The 23,051-nt window shown below is 72.3% G+C and carries 13 protein-coding genes and 5 pseudogenes; 12 read left to right on the top strand and 6 right to left on the bottom strand.

Annotated elements, in window-relative coordinates; translation table 11 throughout:
* The first annotated feature begins 324 nt into the window (after nucleotides 1–324).
* The 8 genes and pseudogenes from QQM39_RS20085 to QQM39_RS20120 form a co-directional block, all read left to right on the top strand.
* On the top strand, nucleotides 325–4,443 hold the full coding sequence (locus QQM39_RS20085) for a WD40 repeat domain-containing protein (protein WP_301998511.1): 4,119 nt from the start codon (nucleotides 325–327) through the stop codon (nucleotides 4,441–4,443).
* Between the two features lie 395 nt (nucleotides 4,444–4,838).
* Entirely contained in the window at nucleotides 4,839–5,408 is a 570-nt protein-coding gene (locus tag QQM39_RS20090) for a UTRA domain-containing protein (RefSeq protein ID WP_302003648.1), read from the top strand.
* Complete coding sequence (locus QQM39_RS20095) at nucleotides 5,405–6,175, top strand: glycosyltransferase (protein WP_301998513.1); 771 nt, start codon at nucleotides 5,405–5,407, stop codon at nucleotides 6,173–6,175. The genes QQM39_RS20090 and QQM39_RS20095 overlap by 4 nt, the downstream gene beginning before the upstream one ends.
* A 69-nt stretch (nucleotides 6,176–6,244) precedes the next feature.
* Nucleotides 6,245–6,415: pseudogene (locus tag QQM39_RS20100) on the top strand (glycosyltransferase family 2 protein); the annotation flags it as partial.
* 69 nt (nucleotides 6,416–6,484) lie between these two features.
* Nucleotides 6,485–6,655: pseudogene (locus tag QQM39_RS20105) on the top strand (glycosyltransferase family 2 protein); the annotation flags it as partial.
* Between the two features lie 69 nt (nucleotides 6,656–6,724).
* Nucleotides 6,725–6,895: pseudogene (locus QQM39_RS20110) on the top strand (glycosyltransferase family 2 protein); the annotation flags it as partial.
* 69 nt (nucleotides 6,896–6,964) lie between these two features.
* Nucleotides 6,965–7,135, top strand: a pseudogene (locus QQM39_RS20115) (glycosyltransferase family 2 protein); the annotation flags it as partial.
* A gap of 69 nt (nucleotides 7,136–7,204) precedes the next feature.
* Nucleotides 7,205–7,375, top strand: a pseudogene (locus QQM39_RS20120) (glycosyltransferase family 2 protein); the annotation flags it as partial.
* Nucleotides 7,376–7,611: 236 nt separating this feature from the next.
* On the opposite strand, the gene QQM39_RS20125 reads toward QQM39_RS20120, so the two are convergent.
* Nucleotides 7,612–8,841: an amidohydrolase family protein gene (locus tag QQM39_RS20125; protein ID WP_301998515.1), complete on the bottom strand. Its 1,230-nt coding sequence runs from the start codon at nucleotides 8,839–8,841 to the stop codon at nucleotides 7,612–7,614.
* 226 nt (nucleotides 8,842–9,067) lie between these two features.
* Here QQM39_RS20125 and QQM39_RS20130 point away from each other — a divergent pair, with 226 nt between their 5' ends.
* From QQM39_RS20130 to fxsT, 3 genes are all read left to right on the top strand, one after another.
* The gene (locus tag QQM39_RS20130; RefSeq protein WP_301998516.1) at nucleotides 9,068–9,376 is read left to right on the top strand and encodes a trypco2 family protein; all 309 of its coding nucleotides are present in this window, start codon (nucleotides 9,068–9,070) and stop codon (nucleotides 9,374–9,376) included.
* 76 nt (nucleotides 9,377–9,452) lie between these two features.
* The gene (locus tag QQM39_RS20135; protein WP_301998519.1) at nucleotides 9,453–10,970 is read left to right on the top strand and encodes a hypothetical protein; all 1,518 of its coding nucleotides are present in this window, start codon (nucleotides 9,453–9,455) and stop codon (nucleotides 10,968–10,970) included.
* A gap of 312 nt (nucleotides 10,971–11,282) precedes the next feature.
* Complete coding sequence (fxsT, locus tag QQM39_RS20140) at nucleotides 11,283–15,221, top strand: FxSxx-COOH system tetratricopeptide repeat protein (RefSeq protein ID WP_301998521.1); 3,939 nt, start codon at nucleotides 11,283–11,285, stop codon at nucleotides 15,219–15,221.
* Between the two features lie 45 nt (nucleotides 15,222–15,266).
* Here the strand turns inward: fxsT and QQM39_RS20145 are convergent, their stop codons facing one another.
* From QQM39_RS20145 to QQM39_RS20165, 5 genes are all read right to left on the bottom strand, one after another.
* A complete protein-coding gene (locus QQM39_RS20145) occupies nucleotides 15,267–17,141 on the bottom strand; it encodes an HEXXH motif domain-containing protein (RefSeq protein WP_301998523.1) in 1,875 nt (624 codons plus the stop codon).
* Between the two features lie 35 nt (nucleotides 17,142–17,176).
* On the bottom strand, nucleotides 17,177–17,341 hold the full coding sequence (locus QQM39_RS20150; protein WP_301998525.1) for a hypothetical protein: 165 nt from the start codon (nucleotides 17,339–17,341) through the stop codon (nucleotides 17,177–17,179).
* 182 nt (nucleotides 17,342–17,523) lie between these two features.
* Nucleotides 17,524–18,594 (bottom strand): trypsin-like peptidase domain-containing protein, encoded by a 1,071-nt coding sequence (locus tag QQM39_RS20155; protein WP_301998527.1) that lies wholly within the window; start codon nucleotides 18,592–18,594, stop codon nucleotides 17,524–17,526.
* A gap of 63 nt (nucleotides 18,595–18,657) precedes the next feature.
* Nucleotides 18,658–19,398, bottom strand: a complete 741-nt coding sequence (locus QQM39_RS20160) for a TIGR03943 family protein (protein ID WP_301998528.1) — start codon at nucleotides 19,396–19,398, stop codon at nucleotides 18,658–18,660.
* The gene (locus tag QQM39_RS20165; RefSeq protein WP_301998530.1) at nucleotides 19,395–20,465 is read right to left on the bottom strand and encodes a permease; all 1,071 of its coding nucleotides are present in this window, start codon (nucleotides 20,463–20,465) and stop codon (nucleotides 19,395–19,397) included. The genes QQM39_RS20160 and QQM39_RS20165 overlap by 4 nt, the downstream gene beginning before the upstream one ends.
* A gap of 182 nt (nucleotides 20,466–20,647) precedes the next feature.
* Between QQM39_RS20165 and QQM39_RS20170 the strand changes: the two genes are divergently transcribed.
* Nucleotides 20,648–22,618, top strand: a complete 1,971-nt coding sequence (locus tag QQM39_RS20170; protein WP_301998532.1) for an NAD-binding protein — start codon at nucleotides 20,648–20,650, stop codon at nucleotides 22,616–22,618.
* Nucleotides 22,619–23,051: the final 433 nt, after the last annotated feature.

Here is a 23,051-nt window from a genome sequence, read left to right on the forward strand (position 1 = left end):
TGCCGTGTAGGTGTGGGGCGGGTCAGTGTGGATCGAGCAGGAGGGGGGAGGCGCGAAGTGTTCGCGGGTCCTGCGGGAGGGGATCCGGCGGAAGCGGATCCTGCCGAGGGTGACCGAGAACTTGCGGCGCCATGAGTGGTCTCTCCGAGCTCTGGGCTGGTGGCCTGCCTGAGCGACGCGCGGGGGGTGCGCACTTGCGTCGTGATCCTGCCAGTCGAGGGTGCCGGGGAGGAGCGTCCGGTCTCCGGAACCCGCCTTTGCCGCAGGTCAGCCGTATAAAGTGAGTTTTCCGGTCCGGATGTCCAGTGCGGCGGAGGTAAGGGAGTGGAGGCCTTGAGTCCCGATGCGGGGGCACGCACAACCTTCGCGGAACGGCTCGCGCTGCTCTACAAGGAGGCCGGCAATCCTCCGCTGAAGAGCGTGGCCGAGGCGGTCGTCCGGCTTCAGCGGGTCGATGAGCGCGGGCGGCCCGTACGGGTCTCCGCCCAGCGGATCAGTGACTGGCGCCGGGCCAAGAACGTGCCTGCCCAGTTCGCCGCCCTCCAAGCCGTACTGCATGTCCTCATCCCCCAGGCCCGGCGCGCGCGTCCTGTGCCCGTGTCCGCCGGGCTGTACGACCTGGGTCAGTGGCAGCGGCTGTGGGAGCGTGCGACCGCAGGGGAAGAGGAGGAGCAGGCTCCGGTCGAGGTCCGCGCGGTTGCCGGCGGGGTGTGTCCGTATCGGGGGCTGGCCTCGTACCGGCAGCAGGACGCCGGCTGGTTCTTCGGCCGGGAGCGGAGTACGGCTTCCCTGGTCGCCCAGCTCCGCGCGGCGGGGAAGAACGGCGGCCTCGTCATGCTCGTCGGTGCCTCGGGCGCCGGTAAGTCCTCGCTGCTGAACGCCGGCCTGGTGCCGGCCCTGCAGAGCGGGGCGCTGAGCGGTGAGAGTAGCCGGTCGAGCGTGGTGGCCCAGCTCGTACCGGGCGCCGATCCGCTCGCCGAGCTGACCCGTCGTATTCCGGAACTCGCGGACGTTGTCACTTCCGCGGGGGATGAAGGCCGGTCCTCAGGGGACGAAGACGGGTCCTTAGGGGACGAAGACGGGTTGGCAGACAGGTCCGTGGCCGGGGCCGAAGAAGGAAACAGCGAGTTGGCGGAGGCCGGGGGACCCGGCGGCCAAGCGTCTTACACGGACTTCGTACAGGCCACACGTGACGCCGTCCTCACCTGGGCCCGGCGCGCAAGCCCCACTGCCGTCCCCGGCCCTTCCGGCACCCCCACCCCTCCCGTCCTCATCGTCGACCAGTTCGAAGAGACCTTCACCCTCTGCCCCGACGAAGCGGACCGCCGTACCTTCATCCAGCTCCTCCACGCCGCCTGCACGCCCGTCGAACCCGGTGGTCCGGCTCCCGCGCTCGTCGTCCTCGGTATACGCGCCGACTTCTACGAGCAGTGCCTCGGGCACCCGGAGCTCGCCGACGCGTTGCAGCACCGGCACATGGTGCTCGGGCCGCTCACCACCGCGGAGTTGCGGGAGGCGGTGACCGGACCGGCCAAGGCCGTGGGGCTGGAGTTGGAGCCGGGGCTGGCGGAGCTGATCGTGCGGGAGGTGAGTGCGGACGGGCCGCGGGGGACACATCACGCGGGGGTGTTGCCGTTGCTGTCGCACGCGCTGCTCGCGACCTGGCAGCGGCGCAAGGCGGGGCGGCTGACGCTGGCCGGGTATCGGGCGGCCGGTGGGATCCAGGGAGCCGTCGCCGCCACCGCCGAGCGTGCCTGGTCCGGGCTCGATCCGGCGGCGCGCACGGCCGCGCGGCTGCTGCTGCTCAGGCTGGTGCGGCTGGGCGAGGACACACAGGCGACGCGGCGGCGCGGGACGCGGCGGCAGTTGGCGGCGGAGTCGACGGATCCGGGCAAGACGGAGGAGTCGCTCGAGGCGCTGGTGCGGGCCCGGCTCGTGACGCTGGACGCGGAGACCGTGGAGATCACGCACGAGGCGCTGCTCCATGCCTGGCCCCGGCTGCGGGACTGGATCGACGAGGACCGGCAGGGCAATCTGCTGCGCCAGCGGCTGGAGGAGGACGGCCGGGCCTGGGAGGAGTCCGGGCGTGACTCGTCGCTGCTCTACCGGGGCTCCCGGCTGGGGCAGGCCCACAGCTGGGCGCGGTCGGCCGGTGACACCTTTCTGACCCGGAGCGCGATGGAGTTCCTGGCCGCCGCGGTCCGGCTGCGCCGGCGCACGGTCTGGATCAGCCGGGGTGCGGTGGCGGCGCTGGTCGCGCTCGCGATGGTGGCCGTCGGCTCGGCGGTGGTCGCCTGGCAGCAGCGGGACGACGCCCTGTTCGCGCAGGTGCTCGCCGAGGCCGACCGCTTCCAGTACTCGGACCCGTCGCTGTCCGCCCAGCTCGACCTGGTCGCCCACCGGCTGCGCCCGGACGACGAGGACACCACCAGCCGGCTGATCTCGATCGTGAACGCCCCGCTGGCCACGCCCCTGCTCGGCCACACCGGCGCCGTCTACCTCACCACGTTCAGCCCGAACGGAAAGCTCCTGGCCACCGCCAGCTACGACCGGACGGTACGGCTGTGGGACGTGGCCGACCGGGAGCGGCCCAAACCGCTGGGCAAGCCCCTGACCGGCCACAAGAGCTGGGTGAGCAGCGCGGTCTTCAGCCCGGACGGCCACACCCTCGCCAGCGCCGGCGACGACGGCACGGTCCGGCTGTGGGACGTACGGGATCCGAACCGGCCACGTCCGCTGGGCGCGCCCCTGACCGGCCACAAGGGCACGATCTACCTGATCGCCTTCAGCCCGGACGGCCGTACGCTCGCCTCGGTCAGCGAGGACCGGACCGTGCGGTTGTGGAACGTGGCGGATCCGGAGCGGCCCGAGGCCCTGGCCACGCTGACCGGGGCCGGCGCCGCCGTGCGGTCCGTGGCGTTCAGCCCGGACGGCGACACACTGGCGGCCGGGGGCGACGACAAGACGATCCGGCTGTGGGACGTGTCCGAACCGGACCGGCCGAAGGCGCTTTCCACGCTGACCGGGCACACCGCCCTGGTGCACTCCGTCGCTTTCAGCCCGGACGGCCGCACCCTCGCCAGCGGCAGCTCGGACGACACGATCCGGCTGTGGGACGTCTCCGATCCCCGTCACGGCAGCCAGCTCGGCTCCCCGCTCACCGGGCACACCGGCCCCGTCTGGTCGGTGGCCTTCAACCCCGCCGGCACCATGCTCGCCGCCGCCAGCGCGGACAGCACCGCGAGCCTGTGGAACGTCAGTGACCGGGAGTATCCCTCGCAGGTCGGCGAACCCCTCGCGGGCGCCAGCGGGGAGATGTACGCGCTCGGGTTCAGTCCCGACGGCCGTACGCTCGCCACCGGCAGCGGCGACAGCAAGGTCCGGCTGTGGTCGATTCCGACGGCGGACATGATCGGCGGCAACGGGGCGTTCCGCCCGGACGGCAAGGTGCTCGCCACGGCCGCGCGGGACGGACGGATCCGGCTGTGGGACGTACGGGATCCCGCCCGGCCGGTGGCGCTGAGCAAGCCGTTCCTGCCCGGGGACACCGGCCAGCGCTCCCAGGTGTTCTCACCCGACGGCCGCACGCTCGCGGTGACGACGGGCGAGCAGAGTGTGCGGCTGTGGAATGTCAGCGACCCGGCACGACCGGTCGCCTACGACTCCCCCATCATGCTGCGCACCCGGTTCATGGGCCCCGACGCGCTGGCCTACAGCCCGGACGGGCGCACGCTGGCCACCGCCTACGACGACCGCACCCTGCGGCTGTGGAACGTCAGCGACCCCGCCCATGTCGTGCCGCTCGGCCCGCCCATCACCGGGCACACCGGCTACATCAACTCCCTCGCCTTCAGCCCGGACGGCCGCACCCTCGCCAGCGGCAGCGCGGACGCCACCATCCGGCTGTGGAAGGTGACCGACCCCCGCCGTCCGACCCTGCTCGGCGCCCCGCTCACCGGTCACACCGGGCCGGTCAACGCGCTCGCCTACAGCCCCGACAGCCATACGCTGGCCAGCGGCAGCGACGACGACACCGTGCGGCTCTGGGACGTCACCGACCCGGGCGAGGCGACTCCGCACGGCGACCCCCTCACCGGCCACACCGAAGCGGTCGTCTCACTGACGTTCAGCGAGGGCGGGCGCTATCTGGCCACCGGGGGCAACGACAACACGGTCCGGCTGTGGAACGTCACCTCCCCGTCCGACGCGTCCGCCATGGGCCAGGCGATGAGCCCCAACGCCAAGACGGGCAACTTCCTGTCGTTCAGCCCGACGAGCCACATGCTCGGCGTCTCCAGCGGCACCGACACCATCCGGCTGTGGAACCTGGACGTCGACCAGGCGATCCGCCGCGTCTGCTCGACCACGCAAGGAGTGCTGACGCGGGAGAAGTGGAACGAGTATCTGCCCCGGCTGTCGTACGAGCCGCCGTGCACGCGGTAGACCCGAGCATGCGGTAGACCCGAGCAGGCCGTAAACCCGAGCAGGCCGTAACCCCCCGGTAAGGACGTGTACGGCCTGCTCCATGCGCTCAGTGACGGGGCGGAAACGCAAGTGGCATGACGGGGGTTCGACCGACAGCGGTTTCCGTGATCCCGATCACAACCCCGGGCCGCAGCCGATCGGGCGGCTCCCGCGAGGCAGACAGCCTTGTTACTGTGGGCTCAGCCCGATCGCTGGTGCATCCCCCGTCGCCAGCGGTCGGGCCTTCTCATGTCGTGGTTCCGACGGCCCGGGGCCTGCCCGGCCCGGCGGGAGCTTTCGCGGAGTCGTACGCTGATCCTGTGCCAAAGGCGTACGAAGTGATCGTGGACGACCTGCGACGCCCCCGCACCCCGATGCTCCGCGACAACCACCGGCACCAGTGGGAGAAGGACCGGGCGCGCCGCCCGCTCGCCACGCGGGCCGGGACCGGGGCCACGGAGCGCGACACCGGGCTTCAGATGCGGGACCTCGTCTTCCACGCGCGGTACCGGGAGGTCGCCGCACCCCCGGAACTGGCGGACGCGTTCGGCGTGCCGGAGGGGACTCCGCTCCTGGAGCGCGTCTACCGGACGCGGTGCTCGGCCGAGAGCGCCCCGTTCAGCCTCGTGACCTCCTACCTCGTCCGCGCCATGATCGCCGCGAACCCCGCTCTTCTGGACGACTCCCACGAGCCCTGGCCGGGCGGCACCCAGAACCAGCTCCACACGGTCGGCATCGAGGTGGGCCGGGTCGAGGAGCGGGTCAGCGCGCGGCCGCCGACGCCTCGGCAGGCTTGGGAGCTGGGCCTGCCGCCGGGGGCGCCGGTGATCCTGCTGCGCAAGACGTCGTACGACATCACCGACCGCGTCGTGGAGATCTCCGAGGTCACGCTGCCCGGGGACCGCGCGGAATTGCTTTTCACCACTTCCCTGGAAAGGTGGTGAGTGCCGCGGTGGGTCGGCGCGTCATCATCGTCACGGCTGTCCATGGTCCCTCTGCGGCGTTCCTGCCGGACGCCCACAAGTCGCTGCGCGCACAGGAGTTGCCGGCGGGGTGGGAATGGCGGTGGGTGATCCAGGAGGACGGGAAGACGGACCAGGTCCGCCCGTACGTCCCCGATGACGCGCGCGTGACGTTCCGCCAGGGCCGGCCCGGGGGGCCCGGCGTGGCACGCACCATCGCGCTCGCGCACGCCGAGGGCGAGTACGTGAAGATCCTGGACGCCGACGACCAGCTCACGCCGGGTGCCCTCGCCCGTGACCTGGCGGTCCTCGAAGCCGACCGCACCATCGGCTGGACGACCTCCCGGGTCCTGGACCTCCTGCCGGACGGCACGACGGCCGGCTTCCCCGGCGACCCCGACGACGGGCCCGTCGAGCGAGGCACCGTACTCGACTTCTGGAAGGCGCACGACTTCCGCGCCCCGGTCCACCCCGCGACCCTCTGCGTACGCCGGGACCTCCTGCTCGCCCTCGGCGGCTGGATGGCACTCCCCGCCTCCGAGGACACGGGCCTGCTGCTCGCCCTCAACTCCGTGAGCCGGGGCTGGTTCTCGGCGGAGGTGGGCCTCCTCTACCGCAAGTGGGAGGGCCAGGCCACCGGCCAGTCGGCCCACCTGGACCCCGCGGAACGAGCGGCACGCATGGCAGTGGCGGAGGCCAGGGCACGGGCGCTGGGCTCCTTCGGCTGGGGGTATCCGCCGGGCCGGTGACCACCGCCACCCGGTGACGGAGCGGACCGAAAACCGACGGAACCCTGCGCACGCGCTCGGCGGACCCGCAGCAAGGACTGGGACGCGGAGGCCGGACTCTCCCACCGCAAACGGAAGGACCAGGCGACCAGCCCGCCGGCCCACCCGGACCCCGCGGAACGAGCGGCACGCATGGCAGTGGCGGAGGCCAGGGCACGGGCGCTGGGCTCCTTCGGCTGGGGGTATCCGCCGGGCCGGTGACCACCGCCACCCGGTGACGGAGCGGACCGAAAACCGACGGAACCCTGCGCACGCGCTCGGCGGACCCGCAGCAAGGACTGGGACGCGGAGGCCGGACTCTCCCACCGCAAACGGAAGGACCAGGCGACCAGCCCGCCGGCCCACCCGGACCCCGCGGAACGAGCGGCACGCATGGCAGTGGCGGAGGCCAGGGCACGGGCGCTGGGCTCCTTCGGCTGGGGGTATCCGCCGGGCCGGTGACCACCGCCACCCGGTGACGGAGCGGACCGAAAACCGACGGAACCCTGCGCACGCGCTCGGCGGACCCGCAGCAAGGACTGGGACGCGGAGGCCGGACTCTCCCACCGCAAACGGAAGGGCCAGGCGACCAGCCCGTCGGCCCACCTGGACCCCGCGGAACGAGCGGCACGCATGGCAGTGGCGGAGGCCAGGGCACGGGCGCTGGGCTCCTTCGGCTGGGGGTATCCGCCGGGCCGGTGACCACCGCCACCCGGTGACGGAGCGGACCGAAAACCGACGGAACCCTGCGCACGCGCTCGGCGGACCCGCAGCAAGGACTGGGACGCGGAGGCCGGACTCTCCCACCGCAAACGGAAGGACCAGGCGACCAGCCCGCCGGCCCACCCGGACCCCGCGGAACGAGCGGCACGCATGGCAGTGGCGGAGGCCAGGGCACGGGCGCTGGGCTCCTTCGGCTGGGGGTATCCGCCGGGCCGGTGACCACCGCCACCCGGTGACGGAGCGGACCGAAAACCGACGGAACCCTGCGCACGCGCTCGGCGGACCCGCAGCAAGGGCTGGGACGCGGAGGCCGGACTCTTCCACCGCAAACGGAAGGGCCAGGCGACCAGCCCGTCGGCCCACCTGGACCCCGCGGAACGAGCGGCACGCATGGCAGTGGCGGAGGCCAGGGCACGGGCGCTGGGCTCCTTCGGCTGGGGGTATCCGCCGGGCCGGTGACCGCCGCCGCCCGGTGACGGAGAGGACCGCCGCTGCCCGGTGACGGCGATGGCCTGGGACGGGCACTTCTCGGCGGCCTCCCGTGCCTGCCGGTGGTCGGCGCTGTCCTCCCGGCCCGGTCCACTCGGCGGAGCCGCGGCAGAGGCCGGCGGCGATCCAGATGTTCATCCGCGCTCCCCTCGTGGACCGTGGTCGGGGTTGCGCGACTGGGCTGTCCGCCTACCGAACCCTCTTCGTCACTGGTCGAAGGACAGGTCGAGCATCCGGATCGCGTTGCCCCGCAGCAGTTTGTAGGCCACCTCGTCGGAGAGTCCGCCCACGTGCTCCGCGGCCACCCGCTTCGTGTCCGGCCAGGTCGAGTCGACGTGTGGGTAGTCCGTCTCGAAGGTCGCGTTGTCGACGCCGACCGTCTCGATGGCTTCGATGCCGTGCTTGTCGCGGAAGAAGCAGCAGAAGATCTGGCGGTAGTAGTACGTCGACGGGGGCTCCGGGATCAGGTCCTTCACGCCGCCCCAGGCCCGGTGCTCCTCCCAAACGTCGTCGGCGCGTTCGAGGGCGTACGGGATCCAGCCCATCTGGCCCTCGCTGTAGGCGAGTTTCAGCCGGGGGAACTTCACCAGGACCCCGGAGAAGAGGAAGTCCATCATCGACGCCATGGCGTTGTTGAAGGACAGGGACGCCTGGACGGCGGGCGGGGCGTCGGGGGACGCGGCCGGCATCTGGGAGGAGGAGCCGATGTGCATGTTGACGACCGTGCCGGTCTCCTCGCAGGCCGCGAAGAACGGGTCCCAGTAGCCGGAGTGGATGGAGGGCAGGCCCAGGTAGGTCGGGATCTCGCTGAACGTCACCGCGCGCACCCCGCGCGCCGCGTTGCGGTGGATCTCCGCGACCGCGAGGTCGATGTCCCACAGCGGGATGAGGCACAGCGGGATCAGCCGGCCGCCGCTGTCGCCGCACCACTCCTCGACCATCCAGTCGTTGTAGGCGCGCACGCAGGCCAGCCCGACCTCCTTGTCCTTGGCCTCGGCGAAGGTCTGGCCGCAGAAGCGGGGGAAGGTGGGGAAGCAGAGCGAGGCCTCGACGTGGTTGATGTCCATGTCCGCCAGCCGCGCCCTGGGGTCCCAGCAGCCGCGCCGCATCTGTTCGCGGGTGATGCCGTCCAACGTCATCTCGTCCCGGGAGAAGCCGACGGCCGCGATGATGCGCTTGTACGGGAAGAGGTCGCCCTCGTACTCCCACCAGTCGGTGATCTGGCCGTCCGGGTCCGTGGTGAACCGGTACTTCCCGCCGATGTACTCAAGGTCGCCGATCCCGGCGGTGAGGGGCTTCGGGCCCCGGTCCCGGTACTTGGCCGGGAGCCAGGTCTCGAAGAGGTGCGCGGGCTCGATCACGTGATCGTCCACGCTGATGACCTTGGGCAGATCCTTGGTGCTGCTGTCGGTGGTACTGCGGTTGGCGGTCGCCACGTCTGGCCCCCTAGTGCCTGCCTCGTGCCTGCCGGCGGACCGCCGGAATCCGAATCCCAAGCCGAATCCCGATCCGAATCTGACGGTCCATCAGATTTGTGGTTCACAGTAGGGGGCCGCCCCGGAGACGGCAAGGGGCCATCCGGTCAGCGGTGAGACGAGGCGAGTTCGCGAACGTCCGACGCGGGGGGCTGCCGGGTCCCGTGTGCGCCGCTACGATCCCCAAGTGATCGAACTCGCAGAAATGATCCGGGAGTTGCGTCACGAGCTGAACGCGGCGCTGGCGGACGGGTCGGCCGCACCGGTGCGCTTCGAGCTCGGGCCGGTGGAGATCGAGGCGACCGTCATGGTGGGACGCAGAGGCGGAGCGGCCGGGAAGGTGCGGTTCTGGGTCGTCGAGGCGGGCGGTGACGCACAGTCGGAGGCGTCTCGGACGCACCGGATCAGCCTCACCCTGGAGCCCAAACTGGTCGCGCCGGACGGAACGCGGCGCACTGTGCTGATCGCCGGGGACGAGGCCGACGCGGAACGCTGATCCGCGCCGCTTCGCGCCCCTGACGTGGCTGGAGTTGTGGCCGTACGCTGGGTCGACGACTGTCGGTAGGAACTCGATGACGACTGGTGGCGATCGGGAGGTCACGGGGGTGGAAGGGCGCAGCCCTGCACGGGTTCGCAACGAGTTGATGGCCGAGGTCGTCGACGTACTCCAGGAATCGACCACCATGCGGCAGCCGACCAGCGCCGACCTGCTGGTGACCATGCTGAGCCAGGAACTGGGCTCGCCCGTGGACCCCCTGCGCAACGAGTCGCTGCGGCCGTGGCTGCTGCACCTCGTCGAGCAGTGCACCCAGATACCGGACGGGCTGCCGTGTCTGGTGCGCTGCCTGGGCTATGTCGAGCAGCAGTCCGTCGCCGTGACGACGCTGCGGCCCCTGGTGGACGAGTGGGAGGCCGTGGACTTCTTCGACGGCGCCGATCTGCTTCCCCTGCGGCACATACTCCGGGAGATGCGGTCGTCGTCCACCCTCGCGACCCTGGCGCGGCGGGCGAGCCGCTCACGCACCCAGGAGCTTCCCCCGTGGTGCGACACGGGCTGGACGGTGTTCCTGCGGCTGGCCGGCGACAACTCCGGGGCGAAGGACCTGCCGGTGAGCATGGCGTTCCTGTCCCTGGCCGCCGACCACCTGATGGAGGACGGACAGGCGACGGCGGCCGAGGAGCTGCGCCGCTGGCTCCGCCGGCAGGCCCGCGCCTGGGAGCTGGAGGACAAGCTGGCGGAGTGGCAGCGCAGCGGCGTCGCCCAGCCGCCCCCTTCACTGGTACCGGCGTATCTGATGATCCAGTTCGAACCCGACGGTGTGGATCCCGAGCGGTACTACCTCTCCCACTGGCGGCAGTCGGATGCGGAGGGCTGGCATCCGGTGCCCGGCGAGACGCTGCACCTGCACCGCGACCAGCTTCCCTCGGAGGTCGAGCTCCTCATCGAGCAGACCGAGGAACGCTGGTCGGACCTGCGTCAGCCGGTCGTGCTCGAGTTCATCCTTCCTTGGGAACTGCTCGGCGAGCCGGTCGAGTGGTGGCACAAGGAGTCGGACTCGGCCTCGCCGACACCGCTGGTGATGGACTACGCGGTGCTCGTGCGTTCGTTCGAGCGCCTGCGCAAGGCCGCCTGGCACCGGCCCTGGCACAACAAGTGGCGCCAGTTCAAGGAGCGGCCGGCCGACACCCACTCGCACTGGAACCGTCCGGGCCGCTCCCACTTCCATCTGGAGCGGGAGCTGAAGGAGGACGAGCAGGCGGTCTGTCTGGTACTCAGCGAACCGCCGGGCACCGACTCCCTGACCGGCCGTCAGGAGTACCTCGCCGGACTGCGGTCGGGCATACCGGCCATGCTCTGGCACCGCGGCGACTGTTCCGACCCCTCCTTCAAGGAGGCGGTGGCCGACATCGTGCAGGACCGGGGGCTGGCCGGTCTGCTGGAGCGGACCGGAAAATGGCGCAAGGAGGCTCTGGCCATGGGGCCGGAGGGCTGGGACAACCACGTGGGACGCCATCTTGCGATCCTGCTCGACGATCCGGAACGCAGACCCGGCCCTCCCGGGCCCGAACACCGGCCGGTGAAGCCGTGACCGGGGGCGGAGGCGGAGCACGGGTGGCACAGGTGGCACGGACCGCACGGACCGCACGGACCCAGGGTCCATCCACACGCGGCGAGAGGGGCTGCCCCGATATGCAGCAGCGTGCATCCGCTGGTCCGCGTCTGTTTCGCACCGGCTTCCCTGCCCCTGACGTGCCCATGCGCACACCCGGCGCGAGCCCCCGTACGCACTTGCTTCAGCAGTGCACGCACTGCAAGGCTTTGACCGTGGATGTCACGCATGCCCGGGGTCTGCGCGGCTCCCCAGCACTCTCACCGTCACTTCGACGCCTTGAGAGCACCTATGCGTGACGACGATGGTCAGCGACCGGCACGGGCTGCGCGGGCACGTCGTGAGGCCGCGAGGGCCCTCGGACGGCTCGGGCGGCCGGACGGGCCGCGGCTCACGGAGGCGGTACTCCTCATCGACACGCACCCGACGATGCGGGTGTGGGACCGTTCGGTCGACGAACTGGTCGACGAGCTGCGGCAGTCGGGGCGGTTCACCCGGGTGCGGGTGGTGCGCCTGCTCGGGACCGACGAGACGGACGCGGCGCGGGTGAGCACCGAGGAGCCACTCGCCCCCGCCTCCGCGGACCTGCGCCAAGTGGTGCTGGTCCTGACCGACGCCCTGGCGGTCGGCTGGCGGCTGGGCGCCGTACAGCCGCTGCTGCGCGAGGCGGGGCGCAGGTGCCCCGTCGCCGTGGTGCAGCTGCTTCCGCAGCGGCTGTGGTTCCGTACCGGGCTGGACGTGCACCGGGTACGCATCCGCGCGCCGCACGCCTGGGCGGCCAACCGGGAATGGGACTGGGAGGGGCGCGAGGTCCCGGCCGGATTACCGGACGCCGAGGAGTCCGGATCCGAGGGCGACGCCGTGGTCGTACCCGTTCTCGCCCTGACCCACCGTTCGGCGGAGTCCCTGGTCCGGCTGGTGGCCGGGCCGGCGCCCGAATGGCGGGATCTGTCCGCCATCCAGGCACGGGAGTGGAAGCGCAGGCCCGACGCGGCCCGTGGCCTGCCCTGGGCGGAGGACGTGCCCGACCCGCACAGCACCGTGCCCGCCGCGGAACGGGTCTCCGACTTCAGAGCCGCGGCCAGCCCCACCGCGTTCATGCTCGCGACCCGGCTGGCCGCAGCGTCCCTGAGCCTGCCCGCCATCCGCACCGTCATGGAGAGCGCCCCGAACGCGGGCCCGGTGCATGTCTCCGAACTGCTGCTGAGCGGCCTGGTCCGGCCCACCCGGACGGAGAACGAGGGCCCGGCGGACGCGGCGTTCACCTTCGCCCCCAACACCCGCGAGGAACTGCTGGCGCTGGGCCGCCGCAGCGCGACCGCCCGGGTCCTGCACGACGTACGCGCGTTATTGGCCGCGGACCCCGCGACCCGCTCCCTGCTGCCCGACCCCACCGAGCCGCTCGACACCCTGGCGATGCCGCGCGTCAACCGCCGCAACATCGCGCTCCTCCGGGTGGAGCTGACCGCTTTGCGTGCTTTGTCCGGGCGTTATGGCCAGCGTGCCGCCATGTTGACGAGGGTGCTGAGCTGGCACGATCGGCGATACGCCGTCAGCCTGGAAAAACCCCCCCGTACGTCACCGGGAACCGCACCCCCCGGTTCGGCCCCGGCGGCGGTCGAACAGCGTCCTCAGTCCCGGCCCGCTTCTGAAGGAGCCTCTCAGATGTCGACAACACCCCAGCGCACCGTGGAGGAGGACCGGGCGACACGGCCGCGTGTCTGGGGGAACCTGCCGCCACGGAACCCGAACTTCACGGGTCGCGCCACCCTGCTGGAGCTGCTCGACCAGCGCCTGCGGGAAGGCACGACCACGGTGCTGCCGGAAGCGATCCACGGCATGGGCGGCGTCGGCAAGACACAGCTCGCGATCGAGTACGCCTACCGACACCAGTCGGAGTACGACATCGTGTGGTGGATCCCCGCGGAGCGGCCGGGGCAGATCGGCCAGGCGCTGGTGGAACTGGCCCAGCGGCTGGGTCTGGTGACCACGACCGAGGCCAACATCGCCGGTCCCGCGGTCCGGGAGGCGCTGCGCGAGGGCCGGCCGTACTCCCGCTGGCTGCTCATCTTCGACAACGCCGACAACCCCGAGCAGGTCCGCCACTACTTCCCGCAGGGCGGCAACGGCACCATCCTCGTCACCTCCCGCAACCGGCGGTGGGGGCAGGTGGGCGGGTCCCTGGAAGTGGACGTGTTCACCCGGGAGGAGAGCACGGAGCTGCTGCGCCGCTCCGGGCCGCCCCTCCACGACGACGAGGCCGACGCGCTGGCCGAGGCGCTGGGCGATCTGCCGCTGGCCCTGGAACAGGCCGCCGCCTGGCGCGCCGAGACGGGCATGCCCGCCTCCGAGTATCTGCGGCTGTTCGAGAACAAGCGCATGGAACTGCTGGAAGTGGCCCCGCCGCCGGACTACCAACTGCCGGTCGCCGCGGCCTGGAACGTCTCCCTGGACCACCTGGAGACCCGCAGCCCGGCCGCGCTGCGCCTGTTGCAGCTGTGCTCCTACTTCGCTCCCGACCCGATCTCCCGTTCCATCTTCTCGGGCCTCGGCAACAGCAGCATCTTCCCGGAGCTGGACGCCGCCCTGAACGACCCGATGAAACTCGCGCGCGCGATAAGGGAGGTGAACCGCTACTCCCTCGCCCGCATCGACCACCGTACGAACTCCATCGAAATGCACCGCCTGGTGCAGCTCGTCCTGAACAACCGCATGACCTCCGAGGAGCAGTCCCGCATGCGCCATGGCGCCCACACCCTGATGGCCGCCGCCGACCCGAAGTCCCCGAACGACCCGGCGAGTTGGCCCCGCTACGCGGAGCTCTACAGCCATGTCATCGCCGCGGAGGCGATCAAGTCCGACCAGCCGTGGGTGCGCCAGCTGGTCAGGAACATCGCCGAGTACCTCTACTACTGGGGCGACCACGAGGTGTCGCTCGACTTCTCCGAGCAGGCGTGGGAGTCCTGGCTCACCATCTTCGGCGAGGAGGACCAGCAGACGCTGCTGATGGGGCAGTGGCTGTGCTTCACGTACTGGGTGGTGGGCCGGTTCGACGACGCCGGCCGGCTGGTCACCCACCTCCGGGAGGTCTACGAGCGCACCGCCCCCGCGGAGGGCGAGGACACCCGCGAGGACGCACTCGACGCCCTCCAGCTCGAAGCCGCCGTACGCCGGGTCGAGGGCAGGTTCACCACCGGCGCCGAGCTGGACAGGATCGCGTACGAACGAGCCCGCAGGGCCTTCGGCGAGGACGATCCGACCACGCTCAACATCGCGCACAACCTCAGCGTGAGTCTGCGGCTGATCGGTGACTTCCGCCAGGCGCTCGAACTCGACCGGCGCACCCTCGACCTCAAACTGCGGCTGTACGGCCGGGACGACCGCCGGACCCTGCTCACCGAGCGCAACGTCGCCACCGACGTACGCGAGACGGGCGACTACGTCGGTGCGCGCGCCCTGCACGAGACCGTGCTGGGGGCCTACCGGGACGTGTTCGGCCAGGAGAACCCCGCCACGATCGAGGCGATGCGCCAGCTGAGCGAGTCCTGCCGCAAGGAAGGCGACCATGCGCGCTCGCTGGAGCTGGCCACCGAGGCGCACGCGATGTTCATCCGCCGCTACGGCGAGACCCACCCCGATTCGCTGGCCTCCGCACTGACCCTGTCGGTGGCGCTGCGCCAGAACGGCGACCTGCAGGCGGCCAGGACCCGGGGCGTCAAGGCCAGCGAGGGGTACCGGCAGATCTACGACCCGCACCACCCGCACGTGCTCTCCGCCGACGTCGACCTGGCCGTCACCCTGCGCCTGCTCGGCAGGCCCGAGGAGGCACGCCGCCTGGACGAGACGGCACTCGCCTCGCTCACCGACCGGCTCGGCGCGGATCACCCGCTCGCCCTCATCTGCGCCATCAACCTGGCCAGCGACCTGGCCGCGCTCGGCCTCCAGGAGGAAGCGCGGCGCCGGGGCGAGGACTCCCTGGCCCTGTGCCGGGTCACCTTCGGGGACGACCACCCGACGACGCTGGCGTGCGCGGGCAACCTGGCGATGGACCTCGTCGCCGTCGGCGCGGAGGCCCAGGGCAACGCCCTGCGTGAGGACACCATGGAGCGCATCGAGCGCGTCCTCGACGCACCCCGGCTGCGCGCGGAGCAGGGGAGCCCGCACCCGGCCACGGTTCAGTTCAGGGACCGCGAGCGGGCCAACTGCGACATCGACCCGCTGCCGCTGTGAACAGCGCGCGGATGTGAGCCAGTGGGCGACGCGAGAACGGCCCGGTCAGGTCGGGTGGCGCGCCAGCCAGCTCGCCAGGCCGACAGGGTCCGCGCCCCGTCCGGTCGCCGTCTCCAAGGCGTCCTGCACGGCTCGGGCCCGCTCCGGGAAGCCGAGCAGCAGGCGGGACGCGGCCGCTTGCGCCGGGTCGCCGGACAGGGCCCGCCCGAGGCCGACCCAGGCGGCCACCGGCGCCCCCTTGCCGGTCAGCCGGGCGGCGCAGGCGGCCCGCGCTCCGGCGAGGTCACCGCAGGCCAGCAGGACGTCGGCCGCCTCGGCGCCATCGACGCCCCCGGCGTCCGCGCCGTACCGGGCGGCGGTGTGCCGCCAGGGTCCCCCGGGCTCGCTGAGCCGGTGCCGGGCGAGGACGGCCGCGCTGTCCAGGAACCGGACCTCCGTGTCGGGGGCCAGTTCGGGCTCTGCGGCGAGGGTGGCCGGCGGCCGTGCGTCGCCGCGCTGCCAGGCCTGTACGGCGTCCTCGACGGCCGCGGCGGGCGGTCGCAGGTGGTGGGCCCGCCAGCGGGCCAGGTGGTCCTGGGCGACGTCCTCGGCGAGCCGCAGCTCGGCCGCGGGCACCTCGTCGGTCATCCACGACGCGCACCGCTCGCTCAGGCACTCCAGGACACGGCGCCCCACAGGTGTCAGCCGCTGGTGCCCGCCGACCTCGTTCAGCGTGGACCACACCTGGGTGCGCCACAGGGCGAACTCGAAATGGGCCAGCGGGGCGTATGCCGCGTCGGCGGTGTGCCGGTGGGTGCGCCAGAACCGGGTGACTCCGAAGAAGGCGTAGATGCCCTGCAGCAAGCCGCCCAGCGGACGGGGGTCGTCGCGCCACGGGGCGTAGAACAGCTCTTCCGGCTGATCCTCGGACGACGGCACGAGCAGGGGGCCCAGGTGCATCAGGCCGCCCAGCTTGGTGTGCTGGAACTCGTGCACCAACGTGGCGGCGAGCTGCGCGACGTCGTCCGGACGGGACGCCGTGACCGCGCCGAACGCGTCTCCGGCCGTGCTGCTGTGCGGCCGAAACCTTTCTCTTGCCGGGGTGGGAGCAACCGACATCAGCCCCCGACGCATCCCCCGGGCGCTCTCCGGCTCGTCACGCCTCAGCACCTCCCACGCTCGGGCGAGCAGCGACTCCCAGCGCTCCGCCTCCGCCGGGGACAGCGGACGGGGGTCGCTCGGGCGGGGGAACGTCCGATAGGGGTCCAGTTCCTCCAGTACGAGGGACTTCGCATGGTCCCCGCAGCCGAGTTCCACCCGGCGGACCGGTAACCAGCCCGGCCCGCGCCGGTCCCAGCCGGGCGCGACCTCGACCTCACCGTGGCCGGCCGTGATCCGCAGCCGGCCCCCGTGTCCCGCGACCCGGGCCGTGCTCCACTGCTCCTTCTCCGGCTGCTCCGTCTCCGGCAGCACGGCACACCCCAGGGTCGGCAGCGGCACCAGCCCGCTGCGCACCGGAACGGTGATCGAGAAGTCCAGTCCGGCCCGCGCTCCGGCAGCGGCGGCGAGCGCCGCCAGGTGCCCCACGATCACCCGCAACGGCGCGTCCTCGTAGACCTGGCCCCGGAGCCGGCGCACCGCCAGGGACACCCACATGCCGGTGCCCGGGGACATCAGGACGTGTTCGAAGGCGTCGGGCGCGTGCCGCTGGACACGCGCCAGCAGGGCCCATGCCTCCGTATAGGCCACCGGGAGTTCCTCGTGCGGCGGCAGTCCGCCGTCCAGCGCCCGCAGCAGCAGAAGACGGCGGCTGCGCTCGGCGCCCAGCAGTTCCTCCACCACCGCGTCGTCACCGTCGCCGCGGGCGAGCGCGCCAAGGCCCTCTGTCGAGAGCCGGTGGAACGGCAGCCGGTCCCCCGTCGTCGTGGCGTCAACGGCCACGGGTCCCCCACGTCACACCGGTCGCCTCGGCAACGTCAGTCGAAGCGGGACGGGTTGAACGACACCGTGATGGACTGTGGGCCGTCGATGTGGTGCAGCAGCTGTTCCAGCGACTCCGTGAAGACCGTGCCGTCCATGGAGCGCAGCGCTTCAAGAGGGACCCCCGAGAGATCGACGAGACCGGACTCGACGGCAGGCATCGTTTCCTCCACGGCTGCCAAGTCCCCTCCCGTACCTACCAGTCAGCGCTGTCGGTGCCTCAACCATGATGACCCAGCAGGGCACATGTCGAAACCCCGTATCCCGGCCGCGCCACTACATCAAGTCAGCCAATGGCCCACACTGTCGGGCCCCTCGGGTATCTGCCGCGAGCACGCCGGCGTCACCCGTTGCGCCGCGCGAGTCCGGCCGCAGCACGGTCCACGCGTTCCACTTCCGGGGACGGCCCCTCCAGCAGACGCACGGCTTCCAGGAGCTGGTCGAGCGTGCCCGGGTAGCGCAGGCAGGTGCGCACGATGCCGTAGATCGCCATCCGCAGTCTGGGGTCGCGGGGAGTGTGGGCCGCGATCCGGCCGTCGATGCTCTCCAGGAGGAGCTCCGTCCCGCTCCCGCCGCGCAGCATCGGAAGCGCCGTCAGGGCGTCGACGAGCTCCGCCAGTTCCCGCAGCGGCAGATCCGCGGGCAGACCGGCCAGGGCGGGGACGGGGCGGGCGTCGGGAGCGCCGTCGGCGAGGGCGAGCGCGCCCCGTGGGGGCAGGCCGGTGTACCGCTGGAGCAGCTCCAGCTCGGCGGGGGCCAGGGCGTCGTACCAGCGTTCCACCCGGCCGGCCGCGAGTCTGCCCAGGCCGTCCGAGCGGTGATGGGCGCTCACCAGGCCGATCACGCTGTCGCCGCACCACACCACGGCACCCGACATCCCCTCCCAGGGCGAACGCTCCGGTTCGACCTCGGCGGGCGGGGTGACGACGGCCAGCTCCAGCGTGCCCGCACGCCGGTTGGACAGAACGGAGACGGTTCCCGCGACATGGCACGAGTCCCGGTACTGGCTGGGGGATCCGTCGTCGAGGCGGTGCGCGGTGTCCTCGCGGAGCTTGAAGCGGGGGAAGCCCATCGCGCTGAAGGGCAGGGTCACATCGGCGTCCGGTACCGCCGCGTAGCGGGGCGGGCCGACCGGTGGCAGGCCGGGCGGGAGGCCGGTGAGCTCCAGCAGCGCGAGGTCCGCGGACTCGGCCGGCAGCACGATACGGGCCTCGGCGCTCCACTCCCCCGGCCGGTCCGCGTCGAAGCGCACCCGGACCGAGGCCACCGGCCCGGCGACGACATGAGCGGCCGTCAACACGCACGCCTCGCCCACCCGGTATCCGGAACCGCGGCGACCGGCCAGTCCGCCCGGCCGCCGCACCAGTATCTCGGCGACCCGCGCCGCTTGCAGTCCCTGCGCCCGTTCCCCCACAGCGGCCCCTTACCCCTCGGGTGTCAGGGGTACGCGGAGCGGACATCGTTGGCCCCGACGGAGTCAGTTGTTCCAGCTCTCGTCGTACGGGTCCGTCGGCTCCGTCACCGGTTTCGCCTCCGTGACCTCGATGAACGGGATCGGGCCGCCGTTGACCGGGTCCTGGACGCGGCGCGGGGTGTAGGTGCCGGTGATCTGGAGCCAGGTGTCCGGCTGGAGCACCGGGGGGATCCGGCCGGCGAGGGCGACCTTGACCGGCTGGGCGTCGGCGGCACAGCAGTTGAGGGCCATGCGGACGAGGTAGGGGGTGCCGTCGCGGTCCAGGGCCAGGAAGCCGGTGAGCTGGACGCGGCGGTCGTGGAGGGTGCGGCCGTGGTCGTAGACGGCGCGGCCCGCGTAGTCGACCACGCTGAGGCGCAGGGGGTCGGCGGCGGGGAGGGACGGATAGGCGAGGGGTTCCTGGAGGGCGGTGCCGGTGCGGGTCGCGCTGTAGGAGCCGAGGGCGGGCGGGGCCACCAGGATCAGGGCGAAGAGGGGGAGGACGAGGAGCCAGGAGACTCGGGGTTCGCGGTGGGTGTGGGGGTCCTTGCCCGTGTCCTGATCGGCTTCGCGCCGCTTCTGCCGGGCGCGCTTGTGCTCGTACCAGACCGTCGCCACCGCCGCCGCGATCAGCACCGCGCCGGACACCAGCACCAGCGGGCGCAGTCCCTGTTTGACGTACCGCAGATAGAGGTCGGTCGTGGCCGCGTGCAGGAGGGATGCGCCCAGCAGGAACAGGACTGCGGCCTGGGCCTGACGGTTCACAGGAGCACCCATCCGGTCAGCACCGACACGACCACGGCCAGCGCGAAGGTGGCCGGTGCGAAGCGCAGGGCGAAGGCACGGCCGAAGGTGCCCGCCTGCATCGCGAACAGCTTCAGGTCGATCATCGGGCCCACGACCAGGAAGGTGAGGCGGGCCGTGAGCGAGAACTGCGACAGCGACGCCGCCACGAACGCGTCCGCCTCCGAGCAGATCGACAGCACCACGGCGAGGACCGCGAGGGCGAGGACCGCCAGCACCGGGTTGTCGGCCGCCGCGCGCAGCCAGCTCTCCGGGGCCACCGCCTTGAGGGTCGCCGCCGCCATCGCGCCGACCACCAGGAAGCCGCCCGCGTGCATCACGTCGTGCCGGACGGAGCCCCAGAAGGCCTCGCCCTTGCTCTGGCCGTCGTGGGACGTACGGGACGGCAGCCGCAGCCAGTCCGTACGGCCGAGGCGCAGCCACAGCCAGCCCATCGCGCAGGCCACCAGCAGGCTCGCGACCAGGCGGGCGAGGACCATCTCCGGGTTGCCGGGGAAGGCGACGGCGGTCGCGGTCAGCACGATCGGGTTGATCGCGGGGGCGGACAGCAGGAACGCCAGCGCCGCGGCCGGGGTCACTCCGCGCCGGACCAGCGCTCCGGCCACCGGCACGGACGCGCACTCGCAGCCGGGCAGCACCGCGCCCGCCGCTCCGGCGACCGGGACGGCGAGTGCGGGGCGGCGGGGCAGGGCGCGGGCGAAGAAGGACGGCGGCACGAACACCGCGATCGCCGCCGAGAGCAGCACACCCAGCACCAGGAACGGCAGCGCCTGGACCATCACCGCCACGAACACCGTCGTCCAGCTCTGCATCACCGGTGCGGCGAGGGCGCGGCGGATCGGGCTCTGGAGGAGCACCAGCACGAGCATGAGCATGGTGAGGAGGAGGGGGGAGTTGAGGTGGCGGCCCTCATCCGTCGGCTTCGGGTCCGGCGGCCGCTTCGGGTCCCCGGGCTGTTCCGGGTCCTCGACCCGCTCCGGGTCCCTGCGGTCGTCGGTCCGCTGCGGGACGGTCTTGGTGATCGCCACGGGCGAGGTACCTCCGGTGGTGCGGAAGGGCGCTGGTTTCCCTCCCCTCTCATACGGTCGGCCGGGCGCGGGCGTTCAGGTTCCGAGGGGGCGTCTGTGGAACCACCCGTCCCAGTGAGGCAGTCTTTCCTCTCGTGGCGAGCGTTCCGAATCAGGGCTTAGGGAGTGACACGGCCCCGCACATGGTGGTGTGCGGCGACGACGGGCTCGCGCACCGGCTGGCCGACGAGTTGCGCGGGGTGTACGGCGAACAGGTCACGCTCGTCGTGCCGCCCTCCGAACGCACGGTACGGCCGCCCGTCGTGGGCCGGGCCCGGGCGGTGTCGGCGGCACTGCTCGACCGGGTGGTGAACGCGGCCGTCAACCGGGCGGCCGGCGGGGCCGGTGGCGGAACGGGCGGCGGGCCCGGCGGCGGCAGCGAACCGGCCGGGAGCGTACGGGTGCTGGAGACCCCGGAGGCCACCGAGGAGGCGTTCACCGACGCGGGCGTGGAACGGGCCGCCGCGCTCGCCCTCGTCTACGACGACGACGAGACCAACATCCGCGCCGCCCTCACCGCCCGCCGCCTCAACCCCCGCCTCCGCCTCGTCCTGCGCCTGTACAACCGGCGGTTGGGCCAGCACATCGAGGAACTCCTCGACCAGGCGGCCACCTTGGCGACGGGTACGGGCGACGCCGCCCTGGACGCCTCCACGACCGTCCTGTCCGACGCCGATACGGCCGCCCCCGCGCTGGCCGCCTCCGCCGTGGCCGGCACCACCAAGGTCGTGCAGACGGACGGCCTGCTGCTGCGTGCGGTGGAACGCCCGCCGCTGCGGCCCGGTCAGGCGCCCCCTTCCGGGCTGGCCACGCTGGCCCTGCTGTCCACGACCGGCAACGGCTCGGCCGGAGCGAGCGGTTCGGACGGTTCGGGCGGTTCGGACGGCAATGGTGAGCAGGGGCCGCTGCTGCTGCCGGACGCTGCGGCGGTGCAGGGGGCCAGGGGGCGTGGGACGGTCGTCCTGGAGCAGGTGTCGTACGCCGGCCCGTCCCTGCCGTCGAGCCGTGGAGGGCGGGGCGTCGTACCGGCGTTCGCGTCGCTGTTCTCGCGGCGGTTGCGGTGGTCGCTGGCCGGACTGGTGGGGTGTGTGGCGGCGCTCGCCATTGCGCTGACGGTGGTGACCGGGGAACACCCGCTGTACGCCACTTACATGACCCTCCTCGACCTCTTCGCCATCAACGAACCCGCGCTCCACCAGGGTCTGGCCCGCCAGATCCTCCAGCTCCTGTCCGGGCTGATGGGTCTGCTGCTGCTTCCGGTGCTGCTGGCGGCTGTGCTGGAGGCCCTCGGCACGTTCCGTTCCGCGTCCGCACTGCGCAAACCGCCGCGCGGGCTGGGCGGGCACGTGGTGCTGCTCGGGCTGGGCAAGATCGGCACCCGGGTGCTGACGCGGCTGCGGGAACTGCACATCCCCGTGGTGTGCGTCGAGGCCGATCCCGAGGCGCGCGGGCTGGCGACGGCGCGGCGGCTGCGGGTGCCTGTGGTGCTCGGGGACGTCACTCAGGAGGGGGTCCTGGAGGCGGCGAAGATCCACCGGGCGCATGCGCTGCTGGCCGTGACCAGTGCGGATACCACCAACCTCGAAGCCGCCCTGTACGCGCGCTCCGTGCGCCCCGACCTCCGTGTGGTCCTGCGTCTGTACGACGACGACTTCGCCACCGCCGTCTACCGCACCCTGCGTGCCGCTCACCCCTACGCGTCCACCCGCAGCCGGAGCGTGACGCATCTGGCCGCGCCCGCGTTCGCCGGGGCGATGATGGGGCGTCAGATCCTGGGTGCCATTCCGGTCGAGCGGCGGGTGCTGCTGTTCGCGGCGATGGACGTGGCCGGTCATCCGCAGCTGGAGGACAAGACCGTCGGGCAGGCCTTTCGGGCGGGTGCCTGGCGGGTGCTGGCGCTGGATCGGACCGGGCGGGACGAGCGGCGCGACGAGCCGGCGGTGGAGGAGGCGGACGAGGACGGTCGGGCGGGGGGTGCGTCTGCTTCGGGGTGGGTGTGGGAGTTGCCCGACGATTACGTCCTCCAGAAGGAGGACCGGGTGGTACTGGCCGCCACGCGGCGGGGGTTGGCGGAACTGTTGGGGAGGCGGTCTCGGGAGCGGGCGGGGGCTTAGGCCGGGGGTTTTCGCCCCCGCCGCCCCTACCCGTCCCATCCCCAGGGGCTGCCGCCCCTTCGACCCCGCCCCCTGGGGGCCTGCGGCCCCCAGACCCCCGCTTCGGCCCTGAACGGGCCTCGTCCTCGAACGCCGGACGGGCTGGATGATGCCGTCGGCACTGAGAAACGACAGCCGGCGCCGCAAGGCCAAGCCCCCAGCGGGCGGGTGGGGGCCAGGGACGGAGCAGCCTCGTCCTCGAACGCCGGACGGAGCTGAATGACGCGGCCGGTGTTTGAGAAGCGGAGCCTGGAAGCTTTTCGAGTTCGGCCTCTTGGTCGACCGAGTCGGGCAGTGGGGTGGGCAAAGGCCCGGGGTCCAGGGGGCGGAGCCCCCTGGCGGGGGCGAAGGGGCGGCGCCCCTTCACCTCGGCGGGACGAACGCCGGCTCCCTC

It is taken from the genome of Streptomyces sp. DT2A-34, from assembly GCF_030499515.1.
In the GTDB taxonomy this organism is placed as follows: Bacteria; Actinomycetota; Actinomycetes; order Streptomycetales; family Streptomycetaceae; genus Streptomyces.

Bases quoted from the DNA above. Each gene is read 5' to 3' on its own strand.
- QQM39_RS20090 (WP_302003648.1), top strand. From the start codon at position 4,839: ATGCTCCGCGACAACCACCGGCACCAGTGGGAGAAGGACCGGGCGCGC.
- QQM39_RS20135 (WP_301998519.1), top strand. From the start codon at position 9,453: ATGACGACTGGTGGCGATCGGGAGGTCACGGGGGTGGAAGGGCGCAGC.
- fxsT (WP_301998521.1), top strand. From the start codon at position 11,283: ATGCGTGACGACGATGGTCAGCGACCGGCACGGGCTGCGCGGGCACGT.
- QQM39_RS20150 (WP_301998525.1), bottom strand. From the start codon at position 17,341: ATGCCTGCCGTCGAGTCCGGTCTCGTCGATCTCTCGGGGGTCCCTCTT.
- QQM39_RS20170 (WP_301998532.1), top strand. From the start codon at position 20,648: ATGGTGGTGTGCGGCGACGACGGGCTCGCGCACCGGCTGGCCGACGAG.